Annotated in this window: 14 protein-coding genes; 6 read left to right on the forward strand and 8 right to left on the reverse strand. The window is 70.2% G+C overall.

Annotated features, from left to right (window positions below):
- Positions 1-77: 77 nt before the first annotated feature.
- From nagA (ASF88_RS03365) to purU, 3 genes are read right to left on the reverse strand one after another with little or no spacing between them, the layout of a single operon-like run.
- Positions 78-1,229, reverse strand: a complete 1,152-nt coding sequence (gene nagA, locus ASF88_RS03365) for an N-acetylglucosamine-6-phosphate deacetylase (protein WP_055914193.1) — start codon at positions 1,227-1,229, stop codon at positions 78-80.
- A complete protein-coding gene (locus ASF88_RS03370; protein ID WP_055914196.1) occupies positions 1,226-1,603 on the reverse strand; it encodes a YrdB family protein in 378 nt (125 codons plus the stop codon). Before ASF88_RS03370 ends, nagA (ASF88_RS03365) begins: the two co-directional genes overlap by 4 nt.
- A 22-nt stretch (positions 1,604-1,625) precedes the next feature.
- Positions 1,626-2,525: a formyltetrahydrofolate deformylase gene (purU, locus tag ASF88_RS03375; RefSeq protein WP_055914199.1), complete on the reverse strand. Its 900-nt coding sequence runs from the start codon at positions 2,523-2,525 to the stop codon at positions 1,626-1,628.
- Between the two features lie 70 nt (positions 2,526-2,595).
- Here purU and ASF88_RS03380 point away from each other — a divergent pair, with 70 nt between their 5' ends.
- Together ASF88_RS03380 and ASF88_RS03385 are read left to right on the forward strand one after the other, a co-directional pair.
- Positions 2,596-4,065, forward strand: coding sequence for a purine-cytosine permease family protein (locus ASF88_RS03380; protein WP_055914202.1), 1,470 nt, complete (start codon positions 2,596-2,598; stop codon positions 4,063-4,065).
- Complete coding sequence (locus tag ASF88_RS03385; protein ID WP_082518727.1) at positions 4,062-4,604, forward strand: cysteine hydrolase family protein; 543 nt, start codon at positions 4,062-4,064, stop codon at positions 4,602-4,604. The genes ASF88_RS03380 and ASF88_RS03385 overlap by 4 nt, the downstream gene beginning before the upstream one ends.
- A 24-nt stretch (positions 4,605-4,628) precedes the next feature.
- Here ASF88_RS03385 and nagA (ASF88_RS03390) read toward each other — a convergent pair whose 3' ends face one another.
- The 5 genes from nagA (ASF88_RS03390) to ASF88_RS03410 are packed head-to-tail and all read right to left on the reverse strand — an operon-like array spanning position 4,629 to position 9,360.
- Positions 4,629-5,789 (reverse strand): N-acetylglucosamine-6-phosphate deacetylase, encoded by a 1,161-nt coding sequence (nagA, locus tag ASF88_RS03390; protein ID WP_055914205.1) that lies wholly within the window; start codon positions 5,787-5,789, stop codon positions 4,629-4,631.
- A 10-nt stretch (positions 5,790-5,799) separates the two neighbouring features.
- Positions 5,800-6,585 (reverse strand): DeoR/GlpR family DNA-binding transcription regulator, encoded by a 786-nt coding sequence (locus ASF88_RS03395; protein WP_055914210.1) that lies wholly within the window; start codon positions 6,583-6,585, stop codon positions 5,800-5,802.
- Positions 6,582-7,454: a class II fructose-bisphosphate aldolase gene (locus ASF88_RS03400; protein ID WP_055914212.1), complete on the reverse strand. Its 873-nt coding sequence runs from the start codon at positions 7,452-7,454 to the stop codon at positions 6,582-6,584. Before ASF88_RS03400 ends, ASF88_RS03395 begins: the two co-directional genes overlap by 4 nt.
- A 32-nt stretch (positions 7,455-7,486) precedes the next feature.
- Positions 7,487-8,395, reverse strand: a complete 909-nt coding sequence (locus tag ASF88_RS03405; RefSeq protein WP_055914215.1) for a 1-phosphofructokinase family hexose kinase — start codon at positions 8,393-8,395, stop codon at positions 7,487-7,489.
- The gene (locus tag ASF88_RS03410) at positions 8,392-9,360 is read right to left on the reverse strand and encodes an ROK family protein (RefSeq protein ID WP_235493257.1); all 969 of its coding nucleotides are present in this window, start codon (positions 9,358-9,360) and stop codon (positions 8,392-8,394) included. The genes ASF88_RS03405 and ASF88_RS03410 overlap by 4 nt, the downstream gene beginning before the upstream one ends.
- A 313-nt stretch (positions 9,361-9,673) precedes the next feature.
- Between ASF88_RS03410 and ASF88_RS03415 the strand changes: the two genes are divergently transcribed.
- The 4 genes from ASF88_RS03415 (at position 9,674) to ASF88_RS03430 (ending at position 14,143) form a co-directional block, all read left to right on the forward strand.
- Complete coding sequence (locus tag ASF88_RS03415; RefSeq protein WP_055914218.1) at positions 9,674-10,915, forward strand: extracellular solute-binding protein; 1,242 nt, start codon at positions 9,674-9,676, stop codon at positions 10,913-10,915.
- A 7-nt stretch (positions 10,916-10,922) separates the two neighbouring features.
- Positions 10,923-11,879: a carbohydrate ABC transporter permease gene (locus tag ASF88_RS03420; RefSeq protein WP_055914221.1), complete on the forward strand. Its 957-nt coding sequence runs from the start codon at positions 10,923-10,925 to the stop codon at positions 11,877-11,879.
- Positions 11,876-12,775 (forward strand): carbohydrate ABC transporter permease, encoded by a 900-nt coding sequence (locus tag ASF88_RS03425; RefSeq protein ID WP_082518728.1) that lies wholly within the window; start codon positions 11,876-11,878, stop codon positions 12,773-12,775. Before ASF88_RS03420 ends, ASF88_RS03425 begins: the two co-directional genes overlap by 4 nt.
- A 123-nt stretch (positions 12,776-12,898) precedes the next feature.
- Complete coding sequence (locus ASF88_RS03430; protein WP_157498179.1) at positions 12,899-14,143, forward strand: mannosyltransferase family protein; 1,245 nt, start codon at positions 12,899-12,901, stop codon at positions 14,141-14,143.
- The last annotated feature ends 16 nt before the right edge of the window (positions 14,144-14,159 follow it).

The following is a 14,159-nucleotide window of genomic DNA, read 5'->3' on the forward strand; positions in this document are numbered from 1 at the left end:
AGCCAACGGAGGAGATGCGCGGCTGTGGAGGGCGGAAGTCCTCCGTTGGCCGCGGGCCGGAGCGGCGCGCGGGCTCGCTAGAGGAGGACGCCGTCCGCGAGGACGCGCTGCACGCGCCACTCGTGGTCGAGGAGCACCGCGTCGGCGGCGAAGCCGGTGTGGAGGCGGCCGAAGCGGTGCGCCTCGCCGAGAGCCTCCGCCGGGGTGTGCGTCAGCGCGGTGACCGCGGTCACCGGGTCGAGGCCGACGAGCGTGATCGCGTTGCGGAGGGCCGCATCCTGCGTGAGGGTCGAGCCGGCGATGGTCGTCGTGCCGGAGAGCACGGCAAGCCCGTTGCGCACGCTGACGTTCAGCCCGCCCAGGCGGTAATCCCCGTCGGAGGCTCCCGCCGCCGCCATCGCGTCGGTGACCAGCGCGACCCGTCCCGGCGCCTCCCGGAACAGCAGCCCCGCCACCGAGGGGTGCACGTGGAGGCCGTCGAGGATGAGCTCGAGAGTGACCTCCGGGTTCTCGATCGCCGCCATCACCGGCCCAGGAGCGCGGTGATGAATGCCGTTCATGGCGTTGAACGTGTGCACCAGCAGGCGCGCGCCGACCTCGAACGCGCGGCGGGTCTGCTCGTAGTCGGCCGCCGTGTGGCCGACGCCGACGACCACGCCGGCCTCGATCAGCACGCCGATGGCCTCCAAGGCGTTCGGCAGCTCCGGCGCGATCGTCGCCGTGCGCAGGGTGCCACGCGCCGCGCCGATCAGCTCCTCCACCATCTCCGGCCCGGGCTCGCGCAGGAAGGCGTCGTCGTGCGCTCCCCGTCGCTCGCGGGCCAGGAACGGGCCCTCCAGGTGCGAGCCGAGGACCATCGGGTCCACAGCGGTCAGGTCGGCGACGACACCGAGGCTCTCACGCAGCGAGGCCAGCGGGTTCGCGACGTGCGAGACCAGCGCGCGCGTGGTGCCGTGTGCGCGATGCGTGGCCAGCGCCGCCAGCATCTCCTCGGGGCCGTCGTCGTACGGGTGACCGCCGCCGCCGTGGCAATGCAGGTCGATGAATCCCGGCGTCAGCCAGTGGCCTCCGGCGTCGACGACCTCGGCGCCCGGCGTGCGTGCCGCTTCGTGCCAGCCCGTGCCGGAGCCGGTCGCGACGATGCGGTCGCCGTCGACGACCATCCAGAACTCGTCGACCAGTCCGCTCGCATCCACTTTGCGGGCGTCATGGACGACGATGCCGGTCACGCGAACTCGCGCCGTCCGTTGATCACGCCGCTGACCGTGGCGACCACGGCGAAGACGAGCGCCACGATCGGCTGACCGAGGTTCCACCAGGCGAACGCGGCGGAGCCCATCACCACGATCTCGACGATCGCCTTCACGAACGGGTCGACGTGCAGCACGGCCTTCGGCGAGCGGAACAGGGCCCACAGCAGGATCGCCAGAACGGGCGCTCCGATGCCGACGACGATGTTCCACGGCAGCGGCCAGGCGATGAACCCCCAGATGCCCAGCGAGACGATCGCGAAGAGCTCGAGCAGGAAACGCAGGATGTCGTTGGCGCGCAGGGCGACGGGACGCTCTGCGGCGGGGGTGTTCGGGTCGTGCGTGGAGGTCACCGCACCAGTGTAGCGGCGCCTCTCAGCGGAAGATGATGGTGCGGGCGCCGTCGAGCAGCACCCGGTCCTCCGCGAACCACTTGACCGCCTGGGTGAGGGTGCGGCTCTCCTCGTCCTGGCCGATCGCGACCAGCTCCTGCACGCTGCGGCTGTGGTCGACGCGCACCACGTTCTGCTCGATGATCGGGCCCTCGTCGAGATCGCTGGTCACGAAGTGGGCGGTCGCGCCGATGAGCTTCACGCCGCGCGCGTGCGCCTGGCGATACGGGTTGGCGCCCTTGAAACCGGGCAGGAAGGAGTGGTGGATGTTGATGGCGCGGCCGGCGAGCTTCTCGCAGAGCTCCGGGGAGAGGATCTGCATGTAGCGCGCGAGCACGACCAGCTCGATGTCGTGCTCCTCCACGGCCTCCAGGATGCGCGCCTCGAACGCTGCCTTCGACTCGGGGTCGGTGACCGGCCGCGACTCGAAGGGCACGCCGTAGAACCCGGCCAGATCGCGCAGCGTGCCGTGGTTCGACAGCACCAGGGGGATCGTCACCGGCAGCTGCCCCGCACGCTGCCGGAACAGCAGATCGTTGAGGCAGTGTGCAGCGGTGGAGGCCAGCACGAGCGTGCGCAGCGGGCGGCCGACGTTGTCGACGTTGTGGGTCATCCCGAAGCGCTCGACCACCGGCGCGAGCGCCCGCTCGAACTCGGCACGGTCGGCCTCGGACTCCGCCTGCAGGCGCATGAAGAACCGGCCGGTGTCGGTGCTCGCGAACTGCTGGCTCTCGGTGATGTTGCCGCGCGCGGAGACGATGGCGCCGGAGACGGCGTGAACGATGCCGGGCCGGTCGGCGCAGCTGAAGGTCAGCACCCAGTGGTTCGCGGAGCCGGACGGGGTCGCAGAGCCGGTGGGGTTGGCGGAGCCGGTGGAGGTCATCCGTCCAGGGTAGCGGCCCGTGCACGCCCGACCGGTTGACGGCCGGTGGCCGGTGCACTTGGATCGGTTCATGACGAGCGGTGAAGACCGGCCAGACCGCGCCGCGGGCGCAGCGACGACGTTCGGCGTGGAGCTCAACGGGCTCAACACCATCCACGAGGGCGAGCGGAAGGGGCGGGCGCGCGACCTGTTCTGGCCGTGGTTCGGCGCGAACGTATCGGTTTTCGGCCTCAGCTACGGCTCGTTCCTGCTCGGCTTCGGCATCTCGTTCTGGCAGGCGACGATCGTGGGCGTCATCGGGATCGTCGCGTCGTTCCTGCTCTGCGGCGTGATCGCGCTGGCGGGCAAGCGCGGCTCGGCCCCGACGATGGTCCTCAGCCGCGCGGTGTTCGGCGTCGAGGGCAACCGGGTGCCCTCCGCCCTGTCGTGGCTGCTGACCGTGGGGTGGGAGACCGTGCTCACGGCGCTCGCAGTGCTCGCGACGGCGACGGTCTTCACCCGGCTGGGCTGGGAGGGCGGCGCGGCGACCAAGATCGTCGCGCTGATCGTCGTGGTCGCCCTGGTCGTCGCCGGGGGAGTGATCGGCTTCCACCTCATCATGCGCATGCAGATCGTGATCACGATCGTCACCGGGATCCTCACGATCTTCTACATCGCCCTGGTGCTCGGCCACATCGACCTCGGCGCGGTGGCCGCCCTGCCCGCCGGCGACGTTCCGCACGTGGTGGGCGGCTTCGTCTTCATGCTCACCGGCTTCGGGCTGGGCTGGGTGAACGCGGCCGCCGACTACTCCCGGTACCTCCCGCGCTCGACCCGGAGCGGAGGTGTCGTGGGCTGGACCACTTTCGGCTCCTCGCTCGCGCCCGTCCTCCTGCTGATCTTCGGGATCCTGCTGGCCGGGTCGTCCGAGTCGCTCTCGAAGGCGATCGCGGCCGACCCGATCGGTGCGCTGGCCTCCCTGCTGCCGACGTGGTTCCTGGTGCCGTTCGTGATCGTCGCCGTGCTCGGGCTGGTCGGCGGTGCCGTGCTCGACATCTACTCCTCCGGGCTTGCACTGCTGAGTGTCGGCGTGCGTGTCCCGCGTTACGTCGCCGCGGGGATCGACGGCGTGATCATGACGGCCGGCGCCGTGTACGTCGTGTTCTTCGCGAGCGACTTCCTCGGCCCGTTCCAGGGATTCCTCATCACGCTCGGCGTGCCGATCGCCGCGTGGTGCGGCATCTTCGTCGCCGACATCGCGCTGCGCCGACGCGACTACGCGGAGGCCGAGCTCTACGATCGGCGTGGGCGCTACGGCTCGGTGCGCTGGCTCCCGATCGCCCTGATCGTGGTGGGGACCGCGGTGGGCTGGGGACTCGTCACCAACGGCTCCGCCGAGTGGCTGGGCTGGCAGGGCTACCTGCTCGGGCCTCTGGGACTCGGCGGCACGACCGGCGACTGGGCCTACGCCAACCTCGGCGTGCTGGTGTCGCTGGCGATCGGCTTCCTCGGCATCATGCTCTTCGGTCGCGGAGTCATCCGCCGTGAGGAGGAGAGTTGACCGGCCGGGTGCTCGTCGTCGTCGACATGCAGCAGGTCTTCGGCGACCCGGCGAGCCCCTGGTTCACGCCGCGGTTCACGGAGGCGGAGGCCGTGATCGCGGGCATGCTGCGGTCGTTCGGCCAGCGGGTGGTGTTCACCCGGTTCATCGCCCCGCAGCCTCCCGAGGGCGCGTGGATCTCGTACTACGAGGTATGGCCGTTCGCCCTGGTGCCCGCCGACGACCCGCTCTACGACCAGGTGCTCGCCTTCCGCGACACCGGCCATCCGGTCGTGACGCTGCCGACCTTCGGCAAGTGGGGGCCGCAGCTGCGGGAGGCGATCGGCGACGCCGACGAGATCGTGTTGACCGGCGTCTCCACCGACTGCTGCGTGCTGTCGACGGCGCTCGCCGCAGCCGATGCGGGCGTGCGCGTGCTCGTCGTCGCGGACGCGTGCGCCGGGGCCAGCGACGCGGATCATCAGCGCGCGCTCGACGCGATGGCGCTCTACGCCCCGCTCATCGAGATCGTGCGCAGCGCCGATGTGATCGGAGTCTGACGGCTCCGCGCCCGCTTGGCCGCCTCACCGAGGAATCGGCGCCCCGCCCGACCACACCTGAAGCACACGGAAGTCGTCGTCGAGCAGCACGGCGTCGGCCGAATAGCCGGGCGCCAGCCTGCCCAGGTCGTCCGCGCGCCCGATCGCGGCGGCGGGCGTGCCGGTGAGCGCGAGCACGGCCTCCTCCACGCTCACGCCGACCTCCTGGACCGCGCGTCGCAGCGCCGCGTCTTGGGTGAGGGTCGAGCCCGCGATCGAGCCGCCGTCGGAGAGCCGGGCGACACCGCCGCGCACCTGCACCTGCAAACTCCCGAGAAAGTAGTCCCCGTCGGCTTCGCCGGCCGCGGCCATCGCGTCGGTGATCAGCGCCACCCGCCCCGGTGCGGCGGCGAACGCCATGCGCACGACCTCGGGGTGCACGTGGACGCCGTCGTTGATGACCTCCACGGTGACGCCCGGCGTCCGCGTCGCGGCGGCGACCGGGCCGGGCGAGCGGTGGTGGATGCCGTCCATGCCGTTGAAGGCATGCGTCAGAATCGTGGCACCCGCGTCGAATGCCGCACGGGTCTGCTCGTAGTCCGCGCCGGTGTGGCCGACGGCGACAACGACGCCCGCGTCGACGAAGGCGCGCACGGCCTCCATGCCGCCGGGGAGCTCGGGAGCGAGAGTGATCTGGCGCAGCGTCCCGCGGGCGCGCTCGAGCAACAGCTCGATGTCGGCCGAAGTCGCGGACCGCAGCAGAGCCGGGTCGTGCGCGCCCTTGTGGCCGACGTCGAGGAACGGACCTTCCAGGTGCGAGCCGAGCACACGGGAGTCCTCGGCGGCGAGGGAGGCGACCATGCCGACGCGCTCGGCGAGCTCGGGCACCGTCGCCGTCACGAGGGACACGACGAACCGGGTCGTGCCGTGCCGCTGGTGCAGTTCGATCGCCGTGCGGATCGCGTCGGGGCCGTCGTCGAACGCGGCACCGCCTCCGCCGTGGTTGTGGAGGTCGACGAAGCCGGGGGTCAGCCACCCGCCGTCCGCGTCGGTGACGACGGCGTCAGGGGCGCCCGCGACGGCGGCGAGCCAGTCGTCGCCCGCGCCGGTCGCGCCGACGCGGTCGCCGTCGAACAGCACCCATGCGTTGCGGGCGACACGGCCCTCGCTGACGAGACGGGCGGAGTGGATCACATGCACGGTCATCCCCTCCAACCTACGCGACGATGACTTCGATGCCCTGCTCGACGAAGGCGGCATGCTGCTCGGCCGTGATGCCGTCGTCGGTGATCAGCGTGGTCAGGATCTTCGGGCCGCCCAGCGTGGCGAAGGCTTTGCGCCCGATCTTGCTGGAGTCGGCGACCACGACGGCGCGGGTGGCTCGGCGGGCCATCAGCGAGTTGACGCTGGCCTCGCCCTCGTCGTGGACCGTCGCGCCGATCAGCGGGTCGATGCCGTTGACGCCGATGAAGGCGATGTCCATCGTGATCTTCTCGAGCACGACGTCGCTGTACGGCCCGACGAGCTCGTAGGAGCGCGCGTGCACGACGCCTCCGGTGACCACCGTCTTGATCTGCGGCCGCATCACGAGCTGGGCGGCGATGTTGATGGCGTTGGTGACGACCGTGAGGTTGGGATGGGGCGACGGCTCCATGAGGTCGGGCCGGGAGCCGAGGACGCTCGCCACTGCGGTGCTGGTCGTGCCGCCGCACAGACCGACGACCGACCCGCGCGGGACCAGCGCGCTCGCCGCCTGCGCGATGCGGAGCTTCTCCGGCGCGTGCTGCTCGCGCTTGTAGCGGATCGGGAGGTCGTAGGCCACCGACTGACCGACCGCGCCGCCCCGGGTGCGGGTCAGGAGCTGCTGCGAGGCGAGGGCGTCGAGATCGCGTCGCGCCGTCGCCGCGGACACGTCGAGCTTCGCGACGATGTCCTCCACCTCGATCTGGCCCGTCTCCGCGAGGAGGTCGAGCACCGCGTTGAGGCGTTCGGCTCTGTTCATGGCTGTGCTGTCTCCGTCTCGTCGGGCGTGCGCGCCGCGACGTCGAACAGGGTCAGCAGGCGGGCCGCCTCTGCCGCGACCGCGGCGCGTCCCTCGCGCACGTAGCGGCGCGAGTCGACGACGTCGGGATTCGCGCCGAGGTAGGCACGGATCGCGTCGGTGAAGAAGCGGTTGAGGTGGGTGGAGACGTTGACCTTGGTGATGCCGGCGCGGATCGCCGCCTCGATCGTCTCATCTGCGACCCCGGAGGAGCCGTGCAGCACGAGCGGAACGGGGACGGCGTGTCGCAGCGAGGCGATCAGGCCGAGGTCGAGCTGGGCGGTGCGCTCGGTCATCGCGTGCGAGCTTCCGACAGCCACCGCCAGCGCGTCGACGCCGGTCTCGTCGACGAACCGGCGCGCCTCCGCCGGGTCGGTGCGGACTCCCGGTGCGTGCGCGCCGTCCTTGCCGCCGATCTCGCCGAGCTCGGCCTCGACCGACACGTCGTTCGCGTGCGCGTATTCGACGACGCGCACGGTGGCCTCCACATTGGCGTCGTAGGGGAGGGTCGAGCCGTCGAACATGACGGACCCGAACCCGAGGTCGATCGCACGTCGCGTCAGCTCCTCGTCCTCCGCGTGATCGAGGTGCACGGCGACGTGCGCCGACGATTCGGACGCGAGGGCGATGGCGCCGCGGGCGATCGGCTCGAGCGCGCCGTGGTACTGCACGCAGTTCTGCGAGATCTGCAGGATGACCGGGCGGCGCGACTCCTCGGCGGCCGCGACGAGCGCCTCCGCCGTCTCCAGATGGATGACGTTGAACGCGGCGACGCCCGTGCGTGCGGCGACCGCTCCGTGCAGGAGGTCGAGAGTGGGGACGAGGGGCATGGGGGATCTCCGGTGGGTCGGCGGTCGGCGGGTCAGGAGAGCACGAGGCGGGCCTCGTACTCCGGGTAGGCGGGGTCGAGCTCGCCCGCGAGCGGGGCGAGGACGGCGGCGGCCGACCAGGCGGTGGCGCGGCGCACGAGCGTGGCGGGGTCGGCGATGCCGGAGGCCAGCGCGGAGGCGACGGCCGCGACCGCGGCGTCGCCCGCTCCGGTCGCGTTGCCCGAGAGCGGCTGCGGCAGGCGGGCGGAGGAGACGTCCGTCGCGCTCACCGCCAGCATCCCGTCGGCGCCGAGGGATACGAGGACGAGCCGTGCGCCGGCGGCGATCAGCGCGCGTGCGCCCTCGACGGGGTCGTCGATGCCGATGGTGTCGGCGAGCTCGCGCCGATTCGGCTTGAGCACGTCGGCCCCCGCCTCGGCTGCCGTAAGCAGCGGGAGGCCCGTCGCGTCGATGACGCTGGGGATGCCGCGTCGACGGGCGGCCTCCACCAACTCGGCGTAGAACGCGTCCGGGGCGCCGGGCGGGAGGCTGCCGGAGCCGACGATCGCGGTCGCCGGCACGGCGAGGCGCTGGACGGCCTCGCGCAGCGCCGTCCACTCGCCCGGCGACAGCGGGCCGCCCTCCTCGTTGAAGATCGTGGTCACGCCGGAGCCCTCGTCGACGATCGCGACGCTGCTGCGGGTCGGTGAGGAGACCGGGACCAGCTCCGACGGCAGTCCGGCGGCCTCCAGGTCGTCGGCGAGCCGCAGCCCGGGCGCCCCGCCCGCGGTGGTCAGCGCGAATGCGGCGCCGCCGGTCTGCGCGACGACGCGGGCCACGTTGAGGCCCTTGCCCCCCGCTCGTGCGGCCGGCGCGGCGATCCGATGGGTCTCGCCGGGCTCGAGGGCGGCGACGCGATACGTCAGGTCGATGGCGGGGTTCGGGGTGACGGTGAGGATCATCGGGCTCTCTCGGGGATGGGGGCGGCGAGGAGTTCCCGCGCGCGCAGGGCCGCGCCGATCACGCCCGCGTTCTCGCCGATGCGCGCAGCGAGCAGCAGCGGGCGCCGGTGGAAGGTCAGGATGCCGTCGAGACGTTCGGCGAGGGGGATGAAGAGGGCGTCGCCGGCCTGGGCGAGGCCGCCGCCGATCACGATCGCCTCCGGGGCGAGCAGGGCGACGGTGTGGGAGAGATCGAGCGCGAGAGCGTCGAGCGCCGAGTCCCAGATGCGCTGGGCCGCGGGGTCGCCGGCCGTCGCGCGCTCCAGCACCTCCCGCGAACCGGCCACCGGCACCCCGCTGAGCGCGGTGTAGCGGCGCGCGATGGCGGCGGCGGAGGCCACGGCCTCCAGACAGCCGCGACCGCCGCACGCGCACTCCGGGCCGTCCGCCACCCGGGAGTGCCCGATCTCGCCGGCCATGCCGCCGCCGGTGAACAGCGTGCCGTCGATGAAGATCGCGCCGGCGATGCCGGTACCGATCGCCATCACGACGACGTCGCGGAAATCCTTCGCAGCGCCGAGCCGGTACTCCGCCTCGCCGGCGGCTCGCACATCGTGGCTGAACGAGACCGGGAGGCCGAGGACCTGCGACGCGCGATCCCGGAACGGGTAGTCGCGCCAGCCCAGGTTCTCGGCCAGCACGCCGACGCCGCGCACCTCGTCCACATGACCGGGCACGACCAGCCCGGCCGCGGCCGGCTCGATCTCGGGATGGGTGCGGGCGAACTCGTCGAGCAGCGCGGCGGTCGCGGCGACGACGGCGTCGCCGGTGTGCTCGCCGTCGAGCGGGGTCGGCCGTCGGAGGAGCTCGACGATCCGGCCGGAGGAATCGATCAGGGCGGCCTTGAGGTCCGTGCCTCCGACGTCGATGGCGAGCACCGGGTGCCCGGCGCCCAGCCGGTCGTCGAGTCGGGTGTCGGACGCCACTGCTCACTCCTCTGCGACGACGATTCGGTCGCGTCAATGATCGCTTATGAGCGTAACGCTTGTCTACTAATCATTTTCAATCGCCGCACGAAGGAGGCCGGGTGATGAGGGACGGCGGTGTTACGGATATGTAAAGAAGTTGAACAAATTCCTTGACGTGGCCTTCGCGATGCGTAAGTATTCGAGCAACCAATGAGTGCATCTGATTGTTTTTGCTCAAAACAAATCACGAAGCATCATCCATAAGTGCATCGTCGCGCACCGCACCACGTTCGGCGACGGTCGCTATCCAGAGCGAGAGTGAGGAAAGTCGATGAAGAAGTCTGTGCGGTGGGGGGCCACTGTCGCCACGGCGGCGGTTGCCACCCTGACCCTCGCGTCCTGCGGCTTCAGCGGGGGATCGGGCGACTCGGCCGGCGGCGGCAACGACCTCAACCTGATGGTCGCGAGCTACTCCGACAACACCAAGGCCGAATGGCAGCAGATCATCAAGGACTTCGAGGCCAAGAACAAGGGCATCACGGTCAACCTCGACGTCGAGTCGTGGACGGACATCAACAACGTCATCAAGACCAAGATCCAGGCAGGCAAGCAGCCTGACATCCTGAACATCGACGCGTTCGCCGGGTTCGCCGCCGACGACCTGCTCTACCCGGCGAAGGACATCGTCTCGGCCAAGACCCTCGACGACTTCCAGCCGGCGTTCAACAAGAACGCGAGCATCGACGGCACCCAGTTGGGGCTCCCGTTCATCGCGTCGGCGCGAGCGCTGTTCTACAACAAGGATGATTTCGCCAAGGCGGGGATCATGGAGCCGCCGAAGACGTGGGCCGACTTCGAGGCCGACGCGGCCAAGTTGAAGGCTGCAGGGGTGACCCCTTACGGCATGCCCCTGGGCGCCGAGGAGGCCCAGGCAGAGACCGCGATCTGGTTCTACGGAGCAGGAGGCGGCTATGGCGATGCCAAGACGCTGACGATCGACAGCGCCGAGAACGTGACCGGCGCGACCGAGATGCAGAAGATCATCAACCAGGGCTTCACGGAGGCGAACCCCGGTTCGACCAACCGCACTCCGCTGATGAACGTCTTCATCCAGGGTCAGCTCGGCATGCAGATCGGCCTCCCGCCGATCGTGGGCCAGATCAAGGACAAGAACCCGTCGCTGAAGTACGGGATCGCGCCGATCCCGACCAAGGACGGCTCCGCCTTCACGCTGGGCGTCGCCGATCACCTGATGGCGTTCAAGAACAAGACCGACAAGAAGGCAGCGATCACGAAGTTCCTCGACTACTTCTACTCGCCGGCCGTCTACACCAAGTGGGTCGGCGCGGAGGGCTTCCTGCCCACCACCAAGTCCGGCGCGGACTCGATGGCGTCGAACACCGACATCAAGCCGTTCCTCGACCTGCTGCCGAACGCGAAGTTCTACCCGTCGACGAACCCGAACTGGTCGGCCGCCCAGGGCGCCATCCAGAGCCAGATCGGCCAGCTCGGACAGGGCGCCAGCCCGTCCGATCTGCTGAAGTCCATCCAGGCGAAGGCCGCGGGCCAGTAGCACCGGCATGAGCTCGACCATCGAAACGACCACGACGGGGGCGGCCACCGGCCGTCCCCGCCGCGGGGCGCCGCCCGCACGGCATGCCAACGCGACCACGCTGTGGAACGCCGTGCCCTGGACGCTCCCCGCGCTCATCCTCATCTTCGGCGTCGTGCTGTTCCCCGCCGGCTACATGATCTTCAACTCGACGCGCAAGATCTCGGTCGCCGGCGTCGACCACGGGTCGGTCGGCCTCCAGAACTACATCACCGTGCTCTCCCGCCCGGAGATCCCGCAGATCCTGCTCAACACGTTCATCTGGGTGGTGTCGGTCGTGGTCATCACGGTCGTGATCTCCTTGGCGCTGGCGCAGTTCCTCGACAAGAACTTCCCCGGCCGCCGCTGGGTGCGGATGGCGATCATCGTGCCGTGGGCCGCCAGCGTGGTGATGACCACGACCGTGTTCGTCTACGGCCTCGACCCCTTCTACGGGATCATCAACAAGTTCCTCGTCGACATCCACGTGCTCGCGCAGCCGTTCGGCTTCACCAAGGAGCCGGTGCCGGCGTTCCTGTCGTCGATCGCGATCGCGGTGTTCGTGTCGCTGCCGTTCACGACCTACACGATCCTCGCCGGGCTCGCGGGCATTCCGGGCGACATGCTGGAGGCGGCGAAGGTCGACGGAGCCGGTGCCATGCGCTCCTACTTCGGCGTGACCCTGCCCAACCTGCGCCCGGCGATCGCCCTGGCCAGCCTCATCAACATCATCAACGTCTTCAACTCCCTGCCGATCCTCAAGCTGATGACCGGGTCGATCCCCGGCTACAAGGCGGACACGACCACGACCTACGTGTTCAAGTTGCTGCAAAACGAGCAGCGCATCGACCTCTCGAGCGCGCTCAGCGTGATCAACTTCCTGATCGTGCTCGTCGTCGTGGCGCTCTACCTGTGGATCGTCAAGCCGATGAAGGAGGTCTCGTGACCGCACCGGCCCCCGTCGCGCTCGCCGGAGCAGGCGTCTCGCCCGCCCCCCGCCGCCGTCCGCGCTCGCGCTTCTCGTGGCGCGTCGCGGGCAAGGTGATCGCGGGAATCGTGATCGCCCTCGTGTTCATCGCGCCCTACCTCATCATGCTGATCGGGTCGTTCAAGAGCCGGGACAACATCCTCGCCGTCCCGCCGACCTACCTGCCGACGCAGTGGCACCCCGAGAACTACCTCACGATGTGGTCGACGCCCGAGACGCCGCTGCCGCTCAACCTGATCTCCACCATCGTGATCTCGGTGTTCGCGACCGTGCTTGTGCTCCTGGTCTGCGTCCCCGCGGCCTACTACACGGCGCGGTTCCGCTTCCCCGGACGCGGGGTGTTCCTCTTCCTGGTCATCGTGACGCAGATGCTGCAGCCCACGGTGCTGGCGACCGGCCTCTTCAAAGAGATGGTCGCGCTCGGGATCAACGACACCTGGCTCGCGATGATCCTGGTCAACGCCGCGTTCAACCTGGCGTTCGCCATCTGGATCATGCACACCTTCTTCGCCGGCGTGCCCAAGGAGGTCGACGAGGCCGCCCAGCTCGACGGCGCAGGCAAGTGGACGGTGCTCCTGCGGGTGCAGCTGCCGCTGGTCTGGCCGGGCATCGTGACGGCCATCATCTACACGTTCGTCGCCTCCTGGAATGAGTTCGCGGCGAGCCTCGTGATCCTGTCCACTGACGCCAACCAGCCGCTGTCTGTCGCGCTGACCAAGTTCGTCGGCCAGTACGACGCGGCGTGGCAGTACGTGTTCGCGGTGTCCATCGTCGCGGTGATCCCGGTCGTCGTCCTGTTCGCGCTCATCGAGAAGCGGCTCGTCGGAGGGCTCACCGCGGGAAGCGTCAAGTAGCGGCCGCTCTCCACGGCCTCCGGCTGGGGGCACCCGCGCGTGTGGCGCGATGCGGGTGCTCCCCGAATTCAGGTCCATGCCCCGTGCTCAGACGGAGCGGTTCCCGGGAGTAGCATCGAATCGATGACGGCCGGTATCTCCAGTCCGCTGCGCCCGGCGAATCCCGCTGGGCCCTCGGTCGATGTCGGCCATGTGCGGCTGTTCGGCCGCGAGGTGCCGTGGTGGGCCGGGATCCTCGGGCTTTACGCGGCATCCCGGGTGGTCACGACGCTGTTCATGCTCGCGCTCTACCTCCTCGCCGGTGCGTTCCACTGGGAGGGCGGCAGCCCGCAGTCCCACCCGACCTTCCTCGGTTTCGCGGGCACCTGGGACGCCTCCTACTACCGCCGGATCGTGGAGCACGGCTACCCGGCGACCCTCCCCACCGACGCGGACGGCGACGTCCAGCAGAACGAATGGGCGTTCCTGCCGCTGTACCCGTTGGTGGTCCGCGCGCTGATGGCCGCCACTGGGCTCGGCTTCGCGCCGGCGGGTGTCCTGGTCGCCGTGCTGTGCGGCGCCGCGGCGGCACTTGTGCTGTACCGCCTGGTCGCCTCGCGCGTCGGAGCGGTGAGCGGGCTCTGGGCCGCCGTGTTCTTCTGCTTCGGGCCGCTCTCGTTCGTGCTGCAGATCGCGTACGCCGAGAGCATGTTCTTCGTCCTGCTGTTCGCCGCTCTGTGGGCGATCATGGCGAGGAGGTACTGGGCGGCGATGCCGCTCGGCGTGGCCGCGGCCTTCACCCGCCCCGGCGAGCTCGCGCTGCCGCTGGCGCTCGGGATCATCTTCGTGATCCGTGCGCTGCGTGCACGACGAGGGCGCGAGGAGTTCGGTGTCCGCGAGCGCGTGGCGATGATCGTCTCGGGTGCCGTGACGGCCGTCGCCGGACTGGCGTGGCCCCTCGTTGCCGCCACCGTGACGGGAACGCCGGGCGCCTACGTCGAGACGGAGCTGTCGTGGTGGACCGGGTTCATCGGCAGAGTCGCCTTCGTGCCGCTCACCCCGTGGTTCCTCTTCACCTGGCGGTACGCGAGCGTCGCAGGCGCCCTGCTGGTCGTCGCCGTCATCGCCGGTTACGCGTGGCTGCTCAACCGGCCGAGCATCCGCGCGCTCGGCACGGAGGTCGTCGCCTACGCCTCCAGCTATGCGCTGTATCTGTTCGCGGTGTTCCTCCCGCAGCAGAGCCTCTTCCGGCTGTTGATGCCGCTGGCCCCGCTGGCGGGCGCGCCCGGCCTCACGCACAACGTCCGCGCGCGGCGGATCGTGCTCGTGGCCGGCATCGCTCTGCAGCCGGTCGCCCTCGTGCTGCTGTGGTTCATCGGCTATCCGTAGCAGCGGCGAGCACGGC

This window comes from Leifsonia sp. Leaf336 (genome assembly GCF_001423695.1).
Lineage (GTDB): Bacteria > Actinomycetota > Actinomycetes > Actinomycetales > Microbacteriaceae > Leifsonia.

Bases quoted from the DNA above. Each gene is read 5' to 3' on its own strand.
- ASF88_RS03395 (WP_055914210.1), bottom strand. From the start codon at position 6,585: ATGAACAGAGCCGAACGCCTCAACGCGGTGCTCGACCTCCTCGCGGAG.
- ASF88_RS03430 (WP_157498179.1), top strand. From the start codon at position 12,899: ATGACGGCCGGTATCTCCAGTCCGCTGCGCCCGGCGAATCCCGCTGGG.
- nagA (WP_055914205.1), bottom strand. From the start codon at position 5,789: ATGACCGTGCATGTGATCCACTCCGCCCGTCTCGTCAGCGAGGGCCGT.
- ASF88_RS03380 (WP_055914202.1), top strand. From the start codon at position 2,596: ATGACGAGCGGTGAAGACCGGCCAGACCGCGCCGCGGGCGCAGCGACG.
- ASF88_RS03405 (WP_055914215.1), bottom strand. From the start codon at position 8,395: ATGATCCTCACCGTCACCCCGAACCCCGCCATCGACCTGACGTATCGC.
- purU (WP_055914199.1), bottom strand. From the start codon at position 2,525: ATGACCTCCACCGGCTCCGCCAACCCCACCGGCTCTGCGACCCCGTCC.
- ASF88_RS03415 (WP_055914218.1), top strand. From the start codon at position 9,674: ATGAAGAAGTCTGTGCGGTGGGGGGCCACTGTCGCCACGGCGGCGGTT.
- ASF88_RS03400 (WP_055914212.1), bottom strand. From the start codon at position 7,454: ATGCCCCTCGTCCCCACTCTCGACCTCCTGCACGGAGCGGTCGCCGCA.
- ASF88_RS03420 (WP_055914221.1), top strand. From the start codon at position 10,923: ATGAGCTCGACCATCGAAACGACCACGACGGGGGCGGCCACCGGCCGT.